The sequence below is a fragment of the Catellatospora paridis genome, from assembly GCF_009720365.1.
GTDB classification, from domain to species: domain Bacteria; phylum Actinomycetota; class Actinomycetes; order Mycobacteriales; family Micromonosporaceae; genus Catellatospora; species Catellatospora paridis.
The window spans coordinates 563,806-579,536 of record NZ_ML769314.1 but is presented as its reverse complement, the minus strand read 5'-3'; the positions used below and the strand labels follow the sequence as shown (position 1 = coordinate 579,536).

Sequence of the window (15,731 nt, the reverse complement as noted above, 5' to 3'; positions counted from 1 at the left end):
TGATTCGCTCGCTGCGCTCGCTCATGCCGCACCGTCCTTCTCGAAGCGGGCGGCCACGGCCTCGCCGTGCGCGGGCAGGTCCTCGGCGTTGGCCAGCGCCACCACGTGGTGCGCGACGTCGCGCAGCGCGTCCTGTGTGTACTCCACGACGTGGATGCCGCGCAGGAACGACTGCACGGACAGGCCCGAGCTGTGCCGGGCGCAGCCCGCGGTGGGCAGCACGTGGTTGGAACCGGCGCAGTAGTCGCCCAGCGACACCGGCGCGTACGCCCCGACGAAGATCGCCCCCGCGTTGCGCACCCGCATCGCCCACTCCCGCGCGTCGCGGGTCTGGATCTCCAGGTGCTCCGCGGCGTACGCGTCCACCACCCGCAGCCCCTGCGCCAGGTCGTCGACCAGCACGGTCGCCGACTGCCGCCCGCCCAGCGCGATCGTCACCCGCTCGCTGTGCTTGGTGCGGGCCACCCGCACGGCCAGCTCCGCGTCGACCGCGTCGGCCAGCGCGGGCGAGTCGGTGACCAGCACGCTGGCCGCCATCGGGTCGTGCTCGGCCTGGCTGATCAGGTCGGCCGCGACGTGCGCCGGGTCGGCGGTGTCGTCGGCCAGGATCGCGATCTCGGTCGGCCCGGCCTCGGCGTCGATGCCCACCACCCCGCGCACCAGGCGCTTGGCCGCGGTGACCCACAGGTTGCCCGGGCCGGTGATCAGGTCGACCGGCGCGCAGTCGTCGTGGGCGGGCAGCTCGCGCTCCGGATCCGCGGTGCCGCGGGTGCCGTAGGCGAGCATCGCCACGGCCTGCGCGCCGCCCACCGCGTACACCTCGTCGACGCCGAGCAGCGCGCAGGCGGCCAGCACCCGCGCGTCGGGCAGCCCGGTCGCCTTCTGCGGCGGGCTGGCGATCACCAGGCTCGGCACGCCCGCGGCCTGCGCGGGGACCACGTTCATGACCACGGTCGACGGGTAGACGGCCAGGCCGCCGGGCACGTAGAGGCCGACCCGGGCCACCGGCAACCAGCGCTCGGTGACCGTGCCACCGGGCACCACCTGGGTGGTGTGGTCGGTGCGGCGCTGGTCGGCGTGCACCTTGCGGGTGCGCGCGATCACCTCCAGCAGGGCGGCCCGGACCTCCGGTTCGAGGGCCTGCTCGGCTTCCTTGATCGCTTCCGCCGGCACCCGCAACGCGGCCAGGTCCACCCCGTCGAGCCGATGGGTGGCTTCCTTGACCGCCTCGACACCGTGCTCGCGCACCCCGTCGACCAGCGGGCGGATCTGCTCCACCGCCTGGCTGACGTCGATCTGGGCACGGGGCAGCAGGTTGCGCGGATCGATGTCACGTCCACGCAGGTCGATACGGGTCAACACCTCCCAAAGTCTACTGGCGCACGTACGCGGGCCGGTGCATGCGCCCAGGCACTGGGACAGTGACCCGGACCACTGCAACATGGCCGCCGGCTACCGCGGGCGGACTCTGCCCGTTGACACACTCCGGCGTTAGGCTCACCTGATGACCGGGACGCTGCCGCTGTTCCCGCTGGGCACGGTGCTCTTCCCGGGCCTGGTGCTGCCGCTGCACATCTTCGAGGAGCGCTGGCGCACGCTGATGCGCAACCTGATGGAGCTGCCCGACGGCACCCCGCGCGAGTTCGGCGTGGTCGCGATCGAACGCGGCCTGGAGGTCATGCCCCCGCCGCACGACGGCGTCGCCACCTCCGAGGTCGTGGTGCACGAGGTCGGCTGCGTGGCGCAGCTACGCAAGATCACCGAGCGGCCCGACGGCAAGTTCGACATCGTCACCGTCGGCGCACGCCGGTTCCGCATCACCGGTTTCGTGCCCAGCCCGCACCCCTACCCGGTGGTCGGCGTGGAGTGGCTGCCCGACCCCGCCCCCGACGAGCTGGCCGACCAGCTCGCCCCGCGGGTGCTGGCCGCGTTTCGGGAATACCTCAGCGTGCTGCGCGGCGGGCCGGACGACCAGCTGCCCGACGACCCGACGGTGCTGTCGAACCTGGTCGCGGCCAGCGCGTCACTGACCGTCGGCGACCGCCAGCAGCTGCTCAGCGCGCCGGACCCGGCGACCAGGCTGCGCCATGAGCTGACCATGCTGGCCCGGGAGACCGCGCTGCTGCGCGAGGTACGGGCGGTGCCGGCGCAGCTGTCTCAGCTCGGCCCGGCGCCCGTGATGAACTGATCGTCGTCGTAGGCGGCCCACTCCTGCTCGTCCTCGTGGCGTCGCAGCGAGGGCCACCGCGACCAGGCCGCCGCCAGCGCGTAGGTGACCACCGCGCCGAGCGCCGGGATGAGCAGGACACCGCCGATCGCGTACGGGAAGAAGGTCAGGTTCTTCACCGCGCGCAGGTCCACCGGCCGCTGGATGATCGTGTCCACCGGCGCATTGTGCAGCTTGTCCTGGTAGGCGGCCAGCCCGATGTCGTGGCCGAGCCACCACGCCGCCCAGCCTGCGATCAGGGTGCCCAGCAGCAGCCCGGCCAGCTGGATCGGCCCCCGGCGGGCGGGCAGCAGCACCCAGGCCGCGATCGCGCACAGCAGGCCGAAGCCGAGGCCGAGCAGCACGAACCAGCCCTCCGCGGCCGCCAGTTCCTCCGGCTCCGGGGAGGTGTAGACCGCGCCCTCCTCGACGATGCGCAGTGGCAGGGTCGGCGCGACCGCGTGCCACAGCAGCCCCAGCCCCAGCCCCAGCACGGCGATCACGACCGCCAGCGCCAGCGCCCAGAGCACGTCCGCGCCGCGGCCGCCGCCCGGCGCCGACGCGGGCCGGCCCGGCTCGATCGGGCCGTGGTACTGGGATGTGTCGTCGGAAAGCATGTTCGAACCGTAGTCCCCTCAGCTGTGGCCGGGTCCGCGCCCGGGCACGGATGGGCGGGATACCTCCCTTCGTGCCCTGCTGCGATAAGTTGTCCAGACCGATCGCCGAACGCGGGAGCCGCAATGATTTCACAGGAACGGCTGCAGGAGATCGCGCGGCACTGGGCCGTCGCCGAGACTCTGCGCCGCGGCTACGAGTGCGAGCCCCGGCTCACCGAGTTCCCCGGCGGCTGGGTGGTCTGGTCGCCGCGCCCGGCGGACGCGACGGTGCCCGAGCCCGGCAGCGGCGAGACCGTGATCATCGATCGGGAGACCGGCGCGCTGACCGTCGTGCCCGGCCTGCCGCCCCAGGTCGCCATGAGCCGGTACACCGGCCCCGCCGCGACGGCCCATTCCGCATACCCCGCGCTGCCGCTGCCCACCCCGCCGCCCGGCGCCGTCCGCACGATGCCGCCGCCGATGCCCCCGCTGCCGCCCACGACCTCCGGCGCGGCCGACCCGCTCGCGCTGACCCCCGGCCCGCCCCCGCCGAACGCCGCCCTGGCGTCCTCCCCGTTCGGCCCGCCCCGGCTGCCCGCCGACGAGCAGGACCGGCGCGCGAACGCGCTCGCGGCGCAGCTCGCCCGGCTCGGCGGCGGCCCGTCCGCGTCCGCGCTCCCGCAGGTGGTGGCCACCCTCGAGGTGGTCGGCCGGACGTTCCAGGCACTCGGGCACACCGTCGACGCCGAGCCCGTCCATCACCCCGCCGTCATGCAGGCGCTGGCCGCGATCCCGCCCGGCAGCCGCACCCGCGGCGCGCACCGGCACCCCGACCTGATCGTCGTGTCCAAGGCCCTGTCCGAACTCGGCGGCGCCGAGCACGCGGACACCGCCTGGGCCGCCCGGCAGCTCGCCGGGGCCACGCTGCGGCTGCACCTGCTGCGCGAGGGCACCGCCCCCGACAATCCCGCGCCCGCCGCCACCTGCCACACCTGCGGCACCGTGCTGGTCTCCCTGGGCCTGCCGGGCGAACTGCCCCGCGACCTGGTCCGCCCGGAGCCGCCGCAGCGGGGCGTGGCCGGACGGGCGGCGCTGCGGGCGATCACCGCCGAGGCCGTGGCCGCCACGATCGCCGTGCCCGGCGTCCGCCACCGCCTGCCCACGCTGCCGTTCCTGATCGACCTGCTGGAGCCGTACGCCCCGTTCCACCCCGTGCTGCAGAGCCAGCCCGGCGCGGCGCAGCGCGTGGAGTCGTTCACGCTGGACGTCTGGACCCGCGAGCAGACCGCCGACACCCTCGGCGATCTCGCCGGACGCCTCGGCGCACCGCTGTTCCCGATCGGCGGCGAGGCGGGCGGCCTGCACTCCATCCTCGCCGTCGACGAGCGCCACCGCGTCTTCGCCGTCGACCACGCCGGGGCCTGGTTCCTCGGCCCCACCCTCGACGACGCCGTGCAGACCCTGCTCATCGGCCGCTCCACCCCACGGGTGCGGGCCACCGGCACCTGGTGATCAGGCGGGCGGTTCCAGGGTGCCGTCGTCCCGTACGCGGGGCATCGGGTGGCCCTGGAGCAGCACGACGAAGGCGGTGTCCAGGTCGGGGCCGGCGTACCACTCTCCGGCCTGGTCGAGGACCCAGACCTGGCCGTTCGCGTCCACGGCGATGATCGCGTCGCCGGCCTGCTCGGCGCCGATCGGGGCCAGTTCCGTGCCGATCACCCGGCCGAAGTCGGCCAGCGAGGCGGCCGTCGCGCCGACCAGGTCGCCGCCCAGCTCGAACGGGCGCACCCAGTGCGCCACCCCCGGTCCGCGGCGCACCGAGACCAGGTACGGGAACTTCTCGATCGCCGCCCGCAGCGGCTCCAGCGGCGGGTGGCCGTACTCCCCCAGCGCCCGCACCGACAGCTCGGCCCACTCGGTCGCGGACACGATCCGCCCGTCCAGCCGCAGCGGCACGTCCCAACCACCCGCGGCCAGCGTCGCCGCGACGTCCGGGGACAGGTTCGCCAGCGGCCCCGGGATGCCCGTCGGCGGCGCGACCGGTTCGACCGGCCCGACCGCGGCGGAAGCGGGCGCGAGCCCGAAGTGGATCCAGGCGGCCAGGCAGGTGTCGCACGGCCCGGCCGGCGTGCCCGCCAGCGGATCACCCGGATCGCGTACCAGGGTCAGCCGCAGCTCCTGCACCTGCTGCGCGGCGGTCCGCACCTGCGCGATGCCGAGGCCGGGCTCGCCGCGCGACACCGCCGCCTGCTCCAGCTCGTGCAGCCAGTCCGACAGCACGATCAGCTCCGCGTGCCGCCGGGTGCCGCGCACCAGCGAACCCGGCGACTGCATCGCCAGCCACTTGACCACCAGCGGGTGGTGGTGGAGCACCTGGTCGCCCTTGGCCCCGGTGGTCTCGCGCGGCAGGCCGTCGCCGGGCACCAGCCGCACCGCGACGCCGGGCGCGAACCCGCCGCCCAGCCGGCGCAGCGCCGCCGCCGGATCCGCGGTGACCTGCGCAGCCGGCTCCTGCGCAGCGCGGTGCTGCCGGTGCAGGCGGCGTACGTGCTCCAGCGGCACCGACGGGTACGTGCTGACCCGCGCATCCTGCCGGTCGATGACCAGCCGCGCGCCCGCGCCGGGCTCCGGCGGGCCGGCACTGTCGGGCAGCGTCCAGACGATGAAGCACTCCGGGAACTCGGCGACGTACGGCCGGTGCGTGCCGCCCGCCCCGCGGGCCAACTGCTCGGCTACTCGCTGCGCGTCCTGAGCGGTGACGGTCATCGGAGTTCCCTTCCTGCCTGATCCGGCCCACGCCCTGGCGCGGACCGGGTTTCACCCTGCCACGGCCAGGGGCGATCCCCGAAAACATGTCCAATGTAGACCGGTGATCCTATGGCGCAGTCCGGCCCGCCCCGTCACCGGCGTCAGCCGTCGCGCTGCGGGCGGCCGGCGCGGACCCGCCGCCGCATCTCCTCCCGCCGGGCCTGCCACGCCGCGTCCAGCGCGTCCAGGGCCGCCGGGTCGGTGCCGGCGACCGGTTCCGCGGCCAGGTGGTCGGCCATCGAGCCGAGCTTCACGCCCATCGGGCCGAAGTAGATCAGGCCCGCCTCCTGCTGGAACTGCCCGCCGCGCTCGAACAGCTCGATCAGCGGCGCGAACGGGTCCGGCAGCTCGGACCCCGGCTCGGCCAGCGCCGCGAAGTGCAGGGCGTACTCGCACAGCCGCCGGTCGAGGTGGTTGGCCCCGCGCTCGGCGACCTGCGCGTACACCTCGCCGACCAGCTCAGGGTCGGCCCGCGTGCCCGGGTCGACCAGCTGCGCGATGTCGAAGAACGGCCAGAGCCGGGCGGCGTCCAGTCGCTGCGCCCACAGCGCCGACCGGCGCAGGTACTCCGACATCAGCCTCGCCCGCGACGGCGCGCGCTGGTCGTCGTCGAGCCACTCGACCCGGGCGAGGCGATCCGCGAGCGCGCGTGTCCGTTCGTCCGCACTCATTCGTGCCTCAACCTCCGCATGATCTCGTCGACGACGTGTTCCAGGTTGCTCAGGTCCGGCGCGATCTCGACGTCCGGCTCCTCCAGGCCCATGTCATGGTAGTGGCCGAACGGCCAGCGCCGCCCCTGCGAGGGAGCCACGTCATGCGCCGCGAAGTGCTCCGGCGTCGCGGTCGGGTACTCCCACTCGTTGTTCTCCCAGTAGTCGAAGTCCGACGGCCGGTAGGCCATGCCATGGCGCTCCATCAGCACCGACTCGACGTACTCGTGCGCCAGCGTGCGCCGGAACCGCTCCAGGTCGGCCCCGGACAGCGGCCCCTCGTAGGCGGCCTGCCAGTCGAGGCCGATGTTCAGGATCGCCGTGAACAGGCCGGTTTCCAGCTGGTCGGTGCCGGTCGCGACGTCCTGGTGGACCTGGAGGAACAGATTGCGCCGGGCACGCGCGACCACGTCCTCCGGAATGCCCTGGTTGGCCGCGATGCGCTGCACGTCGTCGGTCAGGCGGCGGATGTCGGCGTACAGCGCCACCGCTTCGCCCTCGTTCTGGTCGCCACCGATGTGGTGACCTTCGCTGCCCGGCGGCGGGTTGGGCAGGGTCGGCCGCCCGCCGGGATCGGGCAGCGCCGAAGGCCCGCTCTCGGCCACCGGACCGGGCTGCGGAGCCGGTTGCGGCGCGGGTTCGGGCTCCGGCGCGGGCTGCGGGTCGGTCGCGTGCTGAAGATCCGGCTCGGGGCTGGGCTCAGGGGCCAGCTGAAGATCCGGCTGGGGCTCGGGCTGCGGGTCCGGCTCGGGAGCCGGTGACGGCTGCTGCTGGGCCAGTTCCGCCTTGCCCCAGGAGGTCTGCGCGAGGGAACCCATCGGCTGCGGGTCGCCCTGGGCGTCCAGCATCATCGCGTACATGCCGACGACGTTGCCGTTGTTCGACGGGTCGCCGGTGTGCCCGTACATCGACACGTTCTCGCTGATCTGGCGCGTCTGCGGGTCCAGGAACAGGATGGTGCCGTTCTGGTTGACCGCGAGCCAGGCGTGCGACGTGCCGGCCTGCCACTCGGTGACGATGAACATCGCCGCGCCGTGGCCGGCCTCGGTCAGCTCGTGCGTGATCGACGCGAAGCCCCAGTCCGACCACTGCTGAGCCTGCGCGGCCGGGCTCTGCGACATGTTCGGGAACACCGTCTGCCAGGCCCCGCCGACCGCCGCGGCGACGCGCGCCATGCCGCCCGCCTCACCGCCCGTGACCGCGTTGACGTTCGTCCCGGCGTACCCGTCGAAGGTGCGCGGCGCGGACACCTGCGGGCGGCCCCGCCAGGTCCGCCACGCGGAGATCATGCAGTCGACGCAGTTGATGCCGCGGCTCGGGTCCAGCTCCGGCCCGCCGTCGTTGGCCAGCCCGAACCAGGTGCCCTCGCGCGGGTCCGGGTTCATGACCAGATGCCCGCCGGGCGTACGCGGCAGCGCCGCCGCCAGATCGTCCTGGTGCTGCTGCAACGGCGGGCGCAGACCGCCCCGGTACAGGTAGGGCCGCCCGTCGGCCGCGGGCACGTTGACCAGCAGCTCGCCGTCGTCGGTGTTGACCGCGACCCAGGCCGTGTCGTTGTCCACGGTCGTCGTCTGGTTGGCCGTGTACGTCCCGTTGTAGGCGGCCTTGGACAACGTGCCCCACTCGGCGGCCCACTGCTGGTGCTTGTCGGCCCACTCCTGGCACAGCTTCGCCTGCTCGGCGTCGGGCTGCTGCGCGGAGTAGAACTGCGCCCACGACCGGTACTTGTGCATCTCGGCGAGGTGCTTGGCCGCCTCGGCCGCCAGCGCGTCCGCCTCCTGCTGACGCCGCTGCAACTCCAGCGACATGCGCCGGGTCTGCAAGCCCGCCCGGTACGGCCACTGCGGGTGGTTAGGGTCGGCCGGGTCCATGCCGACCGGGCCGGGCGGCGTGCTGCCCGGCATCGGCGGGGTGTCGGGGTCCGTCGGGCTCGCCGGTTCGGCGTCGCCGGACAGGTCCGGCCCGGCCGGGTCTAGTCCAGCGTCCCCGCTGCGCGGCGACGGTGGGACTCCCGGAACGCCTCGAGGATCTCCTCCTCGCTCGGCAGCGGGTCGGTCCCCTTCGTGATCAGCGTCGCGATCCGCTCGGCTTCCGCTCGGGTCACCGGCCTGCGTCGGAAGTCGTAGTCCTCCCGGCCCAGGATGTACCCCGCCGTCTGCGGGTCGTACCGCCAGCTCCGGGCCCGATGGTCCCAGATCATGTGCTCCCGGTACCCCTGCCCCGAGATGATCAGGCCCGTCGGTTCCTGGTCCGGGAAGTCCTCGATGTCCTTGCGGTAGATGGCCTTGTAGTACAACATCGAGCTCCTCCAGGCGGGCGGCGACCTTCGGGGTGACCGGGAAGTCGTCAGGCGTCAGATCGTATTCGGCGATCACGTCGCCGGGCGTCAGGCCCTGCGCCTCCAGCTGCTGGGTGAACGCGCGCCAGACCTCCGGGTTGTCGCTGATCCACTTCGCGAGGCTCGCGTCCTTGGCGTCGTCGCCGACCATGCCGGGCGGGATCGCGTCGAGCATGCCTGCCGCGCGGTTGACCTCCAGCATGCGGAGCAGCGCCCGGATGCGCTGCTCGGGCTCGGCGTCGACGTCACGCATCACCTCGTACTCGACGTGCGTGGCGTGCCAGAGCTCGTACGACAGCTGGGTCGGGAACTGCACCTCGACCAGGGTGCCGTCGGGGGCGCGGAACGTCGTGTTGGTGCCGTAGAAGCGGTTGCCGGCCCGCCAGAAGTTCTTCGGCGTGCCCTCCATCTCGTAGCCCGCCGCTTCCAGCTGCGCGATCACCGCATCCAGCGCGGGCCGGTACGCAGCGCCGTCGGGCAGCTGGACCGAGAAGCGCACGGAGTCGTTCACCGTCGCGGCGAACTGCTCCGGCCCACCGATCCGGCCCTCGGCCAGGTACTTGCGCTGCAGCGACTCACGGCTCTTGGCGCGGTGCTCGGGGTCGCGCAATGGCAGCGAACCCTCGGGCAGCCCCAGCCCCTGCTCGACCGAGGCGGTCACCCGGCGCAGGTCGGTCAGCGCGGTCTCGGAGGCCGCCAGCGCGCGCTCGTAGACGTCGTCGAGCATCGCGGTCTCGTACGCCGACAGCTCGGCTTCCGGGCGCGGCTCGAAGAACCTGCCGCCAGGCTCCGGCGGCGACGGAGGCTGCCCCGGCCCGGCCGGGTCGGCCGGGGACTCGGGATCGGCCTGATCCGTCAGTCCTCGTCCTGGGGCGGGGCTCCCTTCCACTGGAAGATCCAGAGGATCGTCTCCTCGTCGGGGAGCGGTTCGGTCCCCTTCGTGATCTGCAGGGTCAGTTCCTCGGCCTGCTCCCTGGTGATCTCCTCCGTGCGGTCCACGTACTCGTGGTGATCCATCACGTATGCCACCGTCGTCGGGTCGTACACCCACGCCTTCTGCCGGTGGTCCCACAGCATCGCGTCCACCCCGCCGTGAGTCACGACGATCCCCGTCGCCGGAGGCTTCGACTTGTTCACCGCGTAGAGCGCGTAGTAGCTCACCATCGATCCGCTCCAGTTTCTCCGCGACTTCCGGTGTGACCGGCACGTCGGCCGGGTCGATGCCGAACTCGGCGAGGATGTCGGCAAAGTCCGCGAAGGACTCCTGCTGATCATCCAACCATGCCCGGTACTGCTGCCAGATCTGTGCGTTCTTCGTGATCCAGACCGCCAGGTTGGTGGCCTTGGCGCCGGCCGGGGCCGACTCCGGGGGCGGTCCCACGATCGTGTCGATGCCCGGAGGCACGTCGTTGACGCTCAGCTCCGCGTTGACCGCGAGCATGGACAGCAACGCATGGACCCGCCGCGCCGGCAACTCGGCGTTCTGCCGGTCCCCGTTGTCGTCCAGGCTGCCTTCCCGGCGCAGCACCTCGTACGCGTCGTGGGTGAGAATCCAGGCACGTTCGGAGTTCTCGGTCGGGAACTGCACCTCGAAGAGCTGCCCGGTCGGGCTGGTGAAGGTGACGTTGAGGCCCAGGAAGCGGTTGCCGGACGCGAAGAAGTTCTTGATGTCGGTGAGCTGGTAACCCTGCGCCTCCAGACCGCTGCGCACCGCGTCGAAGGCCGGCCGGTAGCCCTCACCATCCGGTAGGCGAACCATGAACCGCACCGCGTCGTTGGCCCGCTCAGGGAATCCTTCGACACCGAAGAACCGGCCCTCGACCAGGTACTTGCGGACCAGCGAGGCGAGCTCTTTGACCCGGTGGTCGATGCCGGGCATCTGCAGGATGCCGTCGGTGCCCGGGCTGAGGTTGTAGGCCGAGACGAGCTGGGCGATGTCGTCGCGGATCCCGTCGGCGTTCGCCGCCGCAGCGTCGTGCAGGCCGGTGAGCATCTCGCGCTCGTCCAGCTCCAGGTCGTCGACGACCACGTCCGGCTCCGGCGGCTTGCCGATGGTCACCGGGACCGTGTCCGCGCCGTACAGCCGACCGGGCAGCAGGCTGCGCTGCTCCGCCGCACGGAACAGGGCGGCCTCGCCGAACGTGGTCGGCACCGTGCCCCTGGCGTGCACGACCTCGCCCCGGTCGCCACCGACGACCAGCCGGCCGTCGACCATCCGGATCTCGGTCTGCAGCGGCCGCCGGTATTTCGTGCGGTCCGGATCCTCCCCATCGGGCAGGCTGGTCAGCGGCTCGTCCGGGCGGTGCACGCAGACCGGCACGGTATCGAGTCCGGCCAGGTTCGCCGCCCGCATCCGGCGGTTGTCCATGCTGGACAGCGAGCCGTCACCCCAGGCGACGACGTGCGCCGGGCCGCCCTGCCACCCGGTCTGCGCCATCCGCGCCGTGAACTGGTCCATGGTCAGGTCACCGCTGGTCGGGCTGACCGAGCGCTGCGTGAAGCGGACGTCCTGGGTGGATACCACCGCCGTCTGCGGCAGCAGCGCCTCCAGCCGGACCCGCTCGGCGTCGCTGAGCACCGACGGGTCCGGGAAGCCCAGGTCGGCCAGGGTCGCCTCGCCGACGCCGAGGTCGGCCATCTCCTCGTCGGTGAGCGGGCGCTGCATGTCCGCGTCGAGCTGGGTGGCGTGCACCCCGGCCGGGGCGGCTGCCGGGTCCGGCTGGCCCTGATACTGCGACCACGCCCCGGTCGGTGCGCCGTCCATCAGGGACTGCTCGCCATCGGGCCCGATCACCATGGCGTCCATCTGGACGATGCCGTCGGTGTAGGGCGGGTTCGTGGTCGGCGTGCCGGGCGGCTGCTGCGGGTCGGCGTACATGATGACGCCGCCGTCGTTGAAGACCGGCCAGGTGTGCGCGGTGCCGTCGGACGAGTGGTGGATGACCACGGCCATCGCGCCCGGACCGGCCTGGCGCAGCTGGTCGGCCAGGCGGGCGTAGGACGCGTCCACGGTCTGCCGGGCCGCCTGGCGGTCGAGGCCGCGGGTGTCCGGGCACAGCTGCTGCAGCCGGCCGCCGAAGAAGTCCTCGATGCGGTGCGGGCCGCGCGGCTCCGGGCCGGCGGGCTGGTCCGGGTTGCCGGAGGCAAAACCGTCGAGGGTACGCGCGGCGGCGCAGCGCGGACGTCCGTGCAGCCAGGTGTCGGCCACCGACAGCAGCACGTCGACGCAGTTCACCGCGCGGGTCGGGTCGGCCTGCGGGCCGCCGTCGTTGGCGAAGCGCAGCCAGCCGGAGCGCAGCGGCGGGAACTGCAGCGGGCGGCCGTTCTCGTCACGCGGCACCGCGTTCTCGAGGTCGAGCTGGTGCTGGGTGAGCACCGGCCGGTAGCCGCCGCGCTGGTCGTAGCGGCGGGTGGCGTCGACCGACGGCGGCTGGTCGGTGCCGGTCAGCGCCGACACGTCGTCGGTGGTGACGCCGCCGCGGGTGAAGTCCGCGCCGTCGTGGCGGTTCAACGCATCCCAGGCGGCCGCGGCGAGCGCGCCGGGCCTGCCCATCGAGGCCAGGATCTCGCGCCGCTGCGCGCGCAGCCCGCCGTGGTACGCGTCGCTCCAGCGCCGCGCCTCAGTCCGGCTGCGTTCGCCGTCGCGGCGACCGTCGGCGGCCGGGGGTCGGGTGTCGGCGTCCGGGCCGGGGCCGCGTGTGTCCGCGCCGGGCACGACGGCGACCACGGGCGTCGCCGGGTCGGTCTGCTGGGCCGGGACCGGCTGCGGGCGGGCCGGGTCGCCCGGCGTCTGCTGGGTCGGAGTCGCCGTCTGCGGGTTGGTGGACGGGCTCTGCGGCGACGTGGCCGGACCCTGCTGGGCGGCCGGGTTCTGCGCGTTGGCCGGGTTCTGCGACGCCGGGTTCTGCGACGTCGTCGCCGGGTTCTGCGTGCTGGTCGACGGCGTCGTCGTGCCCTGCGGGGCGGTGGCGGTGGTGCCGCCCTGGTTCGCCGGGCCGGTCTGCGCGTTGGTGCTCGCCTGCACGGACGGCCCGGTAGTCGAGGTGTTCGTCTGTCCAGACGGGGCGGTCGTGGAGGCGTTCGGCTGGGAGGACGGCGCGGTCGTGGAGGCGTTCGCCTGGGAGGACGGCGTCGTCACCGAGGCGTTAGTCTGCGCAGACGGGGTGGTCGTCGAGGCGCTGGCCTGGACGGACGGTCCGGCCTGGGTCGGCGTGCCGGTCTGCGCGGCCAGCCCGGCCTGCGACGTGGGACCGGTTGCGCTGGTGCCCGCGGTGGGCCGCGCGCCGGTGGCCGGGTTGGCACTGGTCGAGCTGGACGTGCCGGACCCGGAGGCGGTGCCCGAGCCCGAGGTGGACGTCGAGCCGGAGGCCGTGCCCGAACCCGAGGTGGACGTGGACCCGGACGGGCCGCCCGAGCCGGTGCCGCTGGTGGCGGAGCCCGTGCTCGCCGGGCTTGCGCCGGCCGAGGTCGAACCGCTGCCGGAGGCCGAGCCGGACAGGCCGCCGGACCCGGATGAGACCGAGGTGGACGCGCCCGCCGACGGCGCGACGGACGGAACCGACGTCCCGGCCAGGCCCGACGCCGGGGCCATCGCCGCGGGCGCGGCGGCGGCCGGTGCGGCCATGCTCTGCGGCGCTGCCGCGACCGCCGGTGCGATCACGGTGTTGTTGGCCTGCGCGGGGATGTTCGCGACGGGAGCCGGGGCGGCGGGTGCCGCCGGAGCCGGCCCCACCTCGGGAGGCGCGATACCGGCGAGCCCGCCGGTGCCGCCCGTGTACCCGCCAGAACCGCCGTTGCCGCCGCCTGATCCGCCACCGGAGCCGCCGCCCGAGCCGCCGGAGCCCGTGGTCCCGCCGTGCGAGCCGCCCGAACCGTCACCCGAACCGCCGCCTGCCGCGGCAGCGGTGCCCGCCGCGGCGGCGGTGATGTTCGTACTCGGGTCGCCGTCGAACGCGGTCCCGGCGAGGTTGCTGACGACGTTGGCCGTCATGTTGTTGAGCTCGCCGGTCAGGTGACTGGTCACGCTGGAGCGCGCACCCGAGGTGGCCGCCATGCCCAGGTTGCCGACGTCGGGCAGCTGTCCCGTGGCCAGGGAGCCACCGACATCGCCGAGCACCTCGCCGCGTACGCCGTGGGAGACCTTGCTGACGAAGCCGCCGTTGTGGCCGCCCGCCAGCGTGCTGGCCGCGCCGCCCGCGAAGCCCGCCCAGCCGGCCATCGCGAGATCGCCGAGGTCGAGCCCGTCGCGGCGGCCGGTCGCGGTCTGGTACGTCTGGATGGCGCCCTGGGTGAGCAGCTCCTCCTTCATCTCGTCCAGGCCCTCTTTGCCGGCCTTGATCGCCCACTTGCCGAGCTTCTTGCCGAAGTCCTTGCCGAGGTCCTTGAGCTTGTCCTTGAGAGCGCGCTTGATGCCGCGCTCGACCAGGGACCTGAGCAGCCGCTTGAGGATCTCCTTGATGGCGAAGCGGGTCGCCATACAGGCCGGACCGGCCGCGGCCGTGGACGCGCCGAAGGTGAAGAACGCGGCGACGGCGAGCGCGATCAGCTCGATCAGCAGCAGGCCGAGCTCGATGTAGTACTCCAGCTTCGCGCCCTGGATGTCGCAGCCGCCGCCTTCGAGCATCTCGCCGAGCGCCCCCGCGACGTAGGCGGCGGCCTGCAGCGCCGACTTCTCGTCGCCGCTGCCGATCTGCCCCCAGGCGTCCTTGATGGCGGCGGCGACCTTGCCCTCGGCGCCGCCGAACGCGGCGACCGCGTCCAGGGCGGCCCGCTCGGACTCGGTCAGCGGGTCGGCGAGGTCACCGGCAACCGCGTACCAGTCGTCGGCGAGGTCCCAGGTGGCCTGCTCGTCGCCCTCGGGCCAGTCCATGCCGATGACCCAGTCGAGGCATTCCTTCATCCACCCCGGTGCGTCGAAGTAGGACAACGGATGCGGTATCGGCGACGGCAACCACGACATCCGCACCCTCCCCAGAGTTCGGCTCTCCCGCGCGGTCCGGTCCGTGCCGGGCACGGGACATCCGGTGGCGCGCAGGCGCTCTGGGTAAGTTACTCGATCCGGACAAGAGCGCGCCAACCCGGTTGCGGCGAGGGGTGCCGATCCCGGCTAGAGTCGGCAGTCATCGGCCGTACCAGGGGAGGAGCCGCCGTGGCACAACGCTCCGATCGCGACGCCAACTGGGCGCTGCGCGAACGCTTCGCACAGGTGCACGACCAGTACACGCGGCTGCGCAACGGGATGGGCGACCTGCAGACCAAGCTGAAGGCATACCGGGCGACGGAGAAGTCGCGCGACGGCCTGATCAAGGTCGCCGTCGACGCCCGCGGCCGGCTGGTCAAGCTGGAACTGGAGCCTGCCGCGCTGCGCTCATACAGTGCCGCCGGGCTGGCCGAGGAGATCACCAAGACGGTCGCGCGGGCGGCCGACGCGGCGGGCGCGGGTGTGTCGAGCCTGATGGCCGAGGTGATGCCGCAGGACTCCGGTGCGGTGACGTTCCTGCGTACCAATGACATGAACGACCTGCTCAAGCGGCACGACGACATCATGGACTACCGTCCGGAGCCGGGCGACGAGCCGGGAGCCGCGCGATGAGCGAGGGCATCCCGATCCGCCCGATGAGCTGGCCCGGCGGCGACGGCACCCATCTCGACCTCGATCTGGCCCGCGACGCCGGCGGCCGGATGACCGCCGCGGGCAAGGACGTGACGGCGCTGCGCAACGGCACCGGCGCCAGCATCGAGTCGGCCGGGTCGGCCAAGCCGTGGGGCACCGACGACGTCGGCAACGCCCTGGACAAGGGCTACTCGGAGATCGCGCCGAACATCCTCGCGCTGTGGCGGCAGGTCGGCACGGCCCTGGAGTCGATGGGCGGCAACATCACCCAGGCCGCCACCGTCACCTCCGACACCGACATCGCCGCCTCAAAACGCACCGACCAGGCCGCCAACCACAAACCAGACATCCCGGTCTGACCGTCTTCGCCGTCCCGGCCGCCGCACCGCCGCCGCACCGCGATGATCGCTGTTTCGGGTCAGAAAGCGGGGTCTGGCCTCACTTTCTGACCGCAGACAGC

General features: G+C 73.3%; 9 protein-coding genes. 4 read left to right on the top strand and 5 right to left on the bottom strand.

The window, feature by feature from the left end; translation table 11 throughout:
* Positions 1-21: 21 nt before the first annotated feature.
* Positions 22-1,362, bottom strand: coding sequence for a histidinol dehydrogenase (gene hisD / locus F9C41_RS11680; RefSeq protein WP_155386700.1), 1,341 nt, complete (start codon positions 1,360-1,362; stop codon positions 22-24).
* Positions 1,363-1,504: 142 nt separating this feature from the next.
* Between hisD and F9C41_RS11675 the strand changes: the two genes are divergently transcribed.
* A complete protein-coding gene (locus F9C41_RS11675; protein WP_155386699.1) occupies positions 1,505-2,188 on the top strand; it encodes an LON peptidase substrate-binding domain-containing protein in 684 nt (227 codons plus the stop codon).
* On the opposite strand, the gene F9C41_RS11670 is transcribed toward F9C41_RS11675, so the two are convergent.
* A complete protein-coding gene (locus tag F9C41_RS11670) occupies positions 2,158-2,823 on the bottom strand; it encodes a DUF2567 domain-containing protein (RefSeq protein WP_155386698.1) in 666 nt (221 codons plus the stop codon). The two genes, F9C41_RS11675 and F9C41_RS11670, sit on opposite strands and share 31 nt — an antisense overlap.
* Before the next feature lie 123 nt (positions 2,824-2,946).
* On the opposite strand from F9C41_RS11670, the gene F9C41_RS11665 reads away from it, so the two are divergent.
* Positions 2,947-4,314, top strand: a complete 1,368-nt coding sequence (locus F9C41_RS11665; protein WP_155386697.1) for an SUKH-3 domain-containing protein — start codon at positions 2,947-2,949, stop codon at positions 4,312-4,314.
* Here F9C41_RS11665 and F9C41_RS11660 read toward each other — a convergent pair whose 3' ends face one another.
* The 3 genes from F9C41_RS11660 to F9C41_RS11650 form a co-directional block, all read right to left on the bottom strand.
* Complete coding sequence (locus F9C41_RS11660) at positions 4,315-5,568, bottom strand: SUKH-3 domain-containing protein (protein ID WP_155386696.1); 1,254 nt, start codon at positions 5,566-5,568, stop codon at positions 4,315-4,317.
* 143 nt (positions 5,569-5,711) lie between these two features.
* A complete protein-coding gene (locus tag F9C41_RS11655; RefSeq protein ID WP_155386695.1) occupies positions 5,712-6,281 on the bottom strand; it encodes a hypothetical protein in 570 nt (189 codons plus the stop codon).
* A complete protein-coding gene (locus F9C41_RS11650) occupies positions 6,278-14,617 on the bottom strand; it encodes a toxin glutamine deamidase domain-containing protein (protein WP_196279719.1) in 8,340 nt (2,779 codons plus the stop codon). The genes F9C41_RS11655 and F9C41_RS11650 overlap by 4 nt, the downstream gene beginning before the upstream one ends.
* Before the next feature lie 189 nt (positions 14,618-14,806).
* Here F9C41_RS11650 and F9C41_RS11645 point away from each other — a divergent pair, with 189 nt between their 5' ends.
* Both F9C41_RS11645 and F9C41_RS11640 read left to right on the top strand, forming a co-directional pair.
* On the top strand, positions 14,807-15,250 hold the full coding sequence (locus F9C41_RS11645) for a YbaB/EbfC family nucleoid-associated protein (RefSeq protein ID WP_196279718.1): 444 nt from the start codon (positions 14,807-14,809) through the stop codon (positions 15,248-15,250).
* On the top strand, positions 15,247-15,630 hold the full coding sequence (locus tag F9C41_RS11640; RefSeq protein WP_155386692.1) for a hypothetical protein: 384 nt from the start codon (positions 15,247-15,249) through the stop codon (positions 15,628-15,630). Before F9C41_RS11645 ends, F9C41_RS11640 begins: the two co-directional genes overlap by 4 nt.
* The last annotated feature ends 101 nt before the right edge of the window (positions 15,631-15,731 follow it).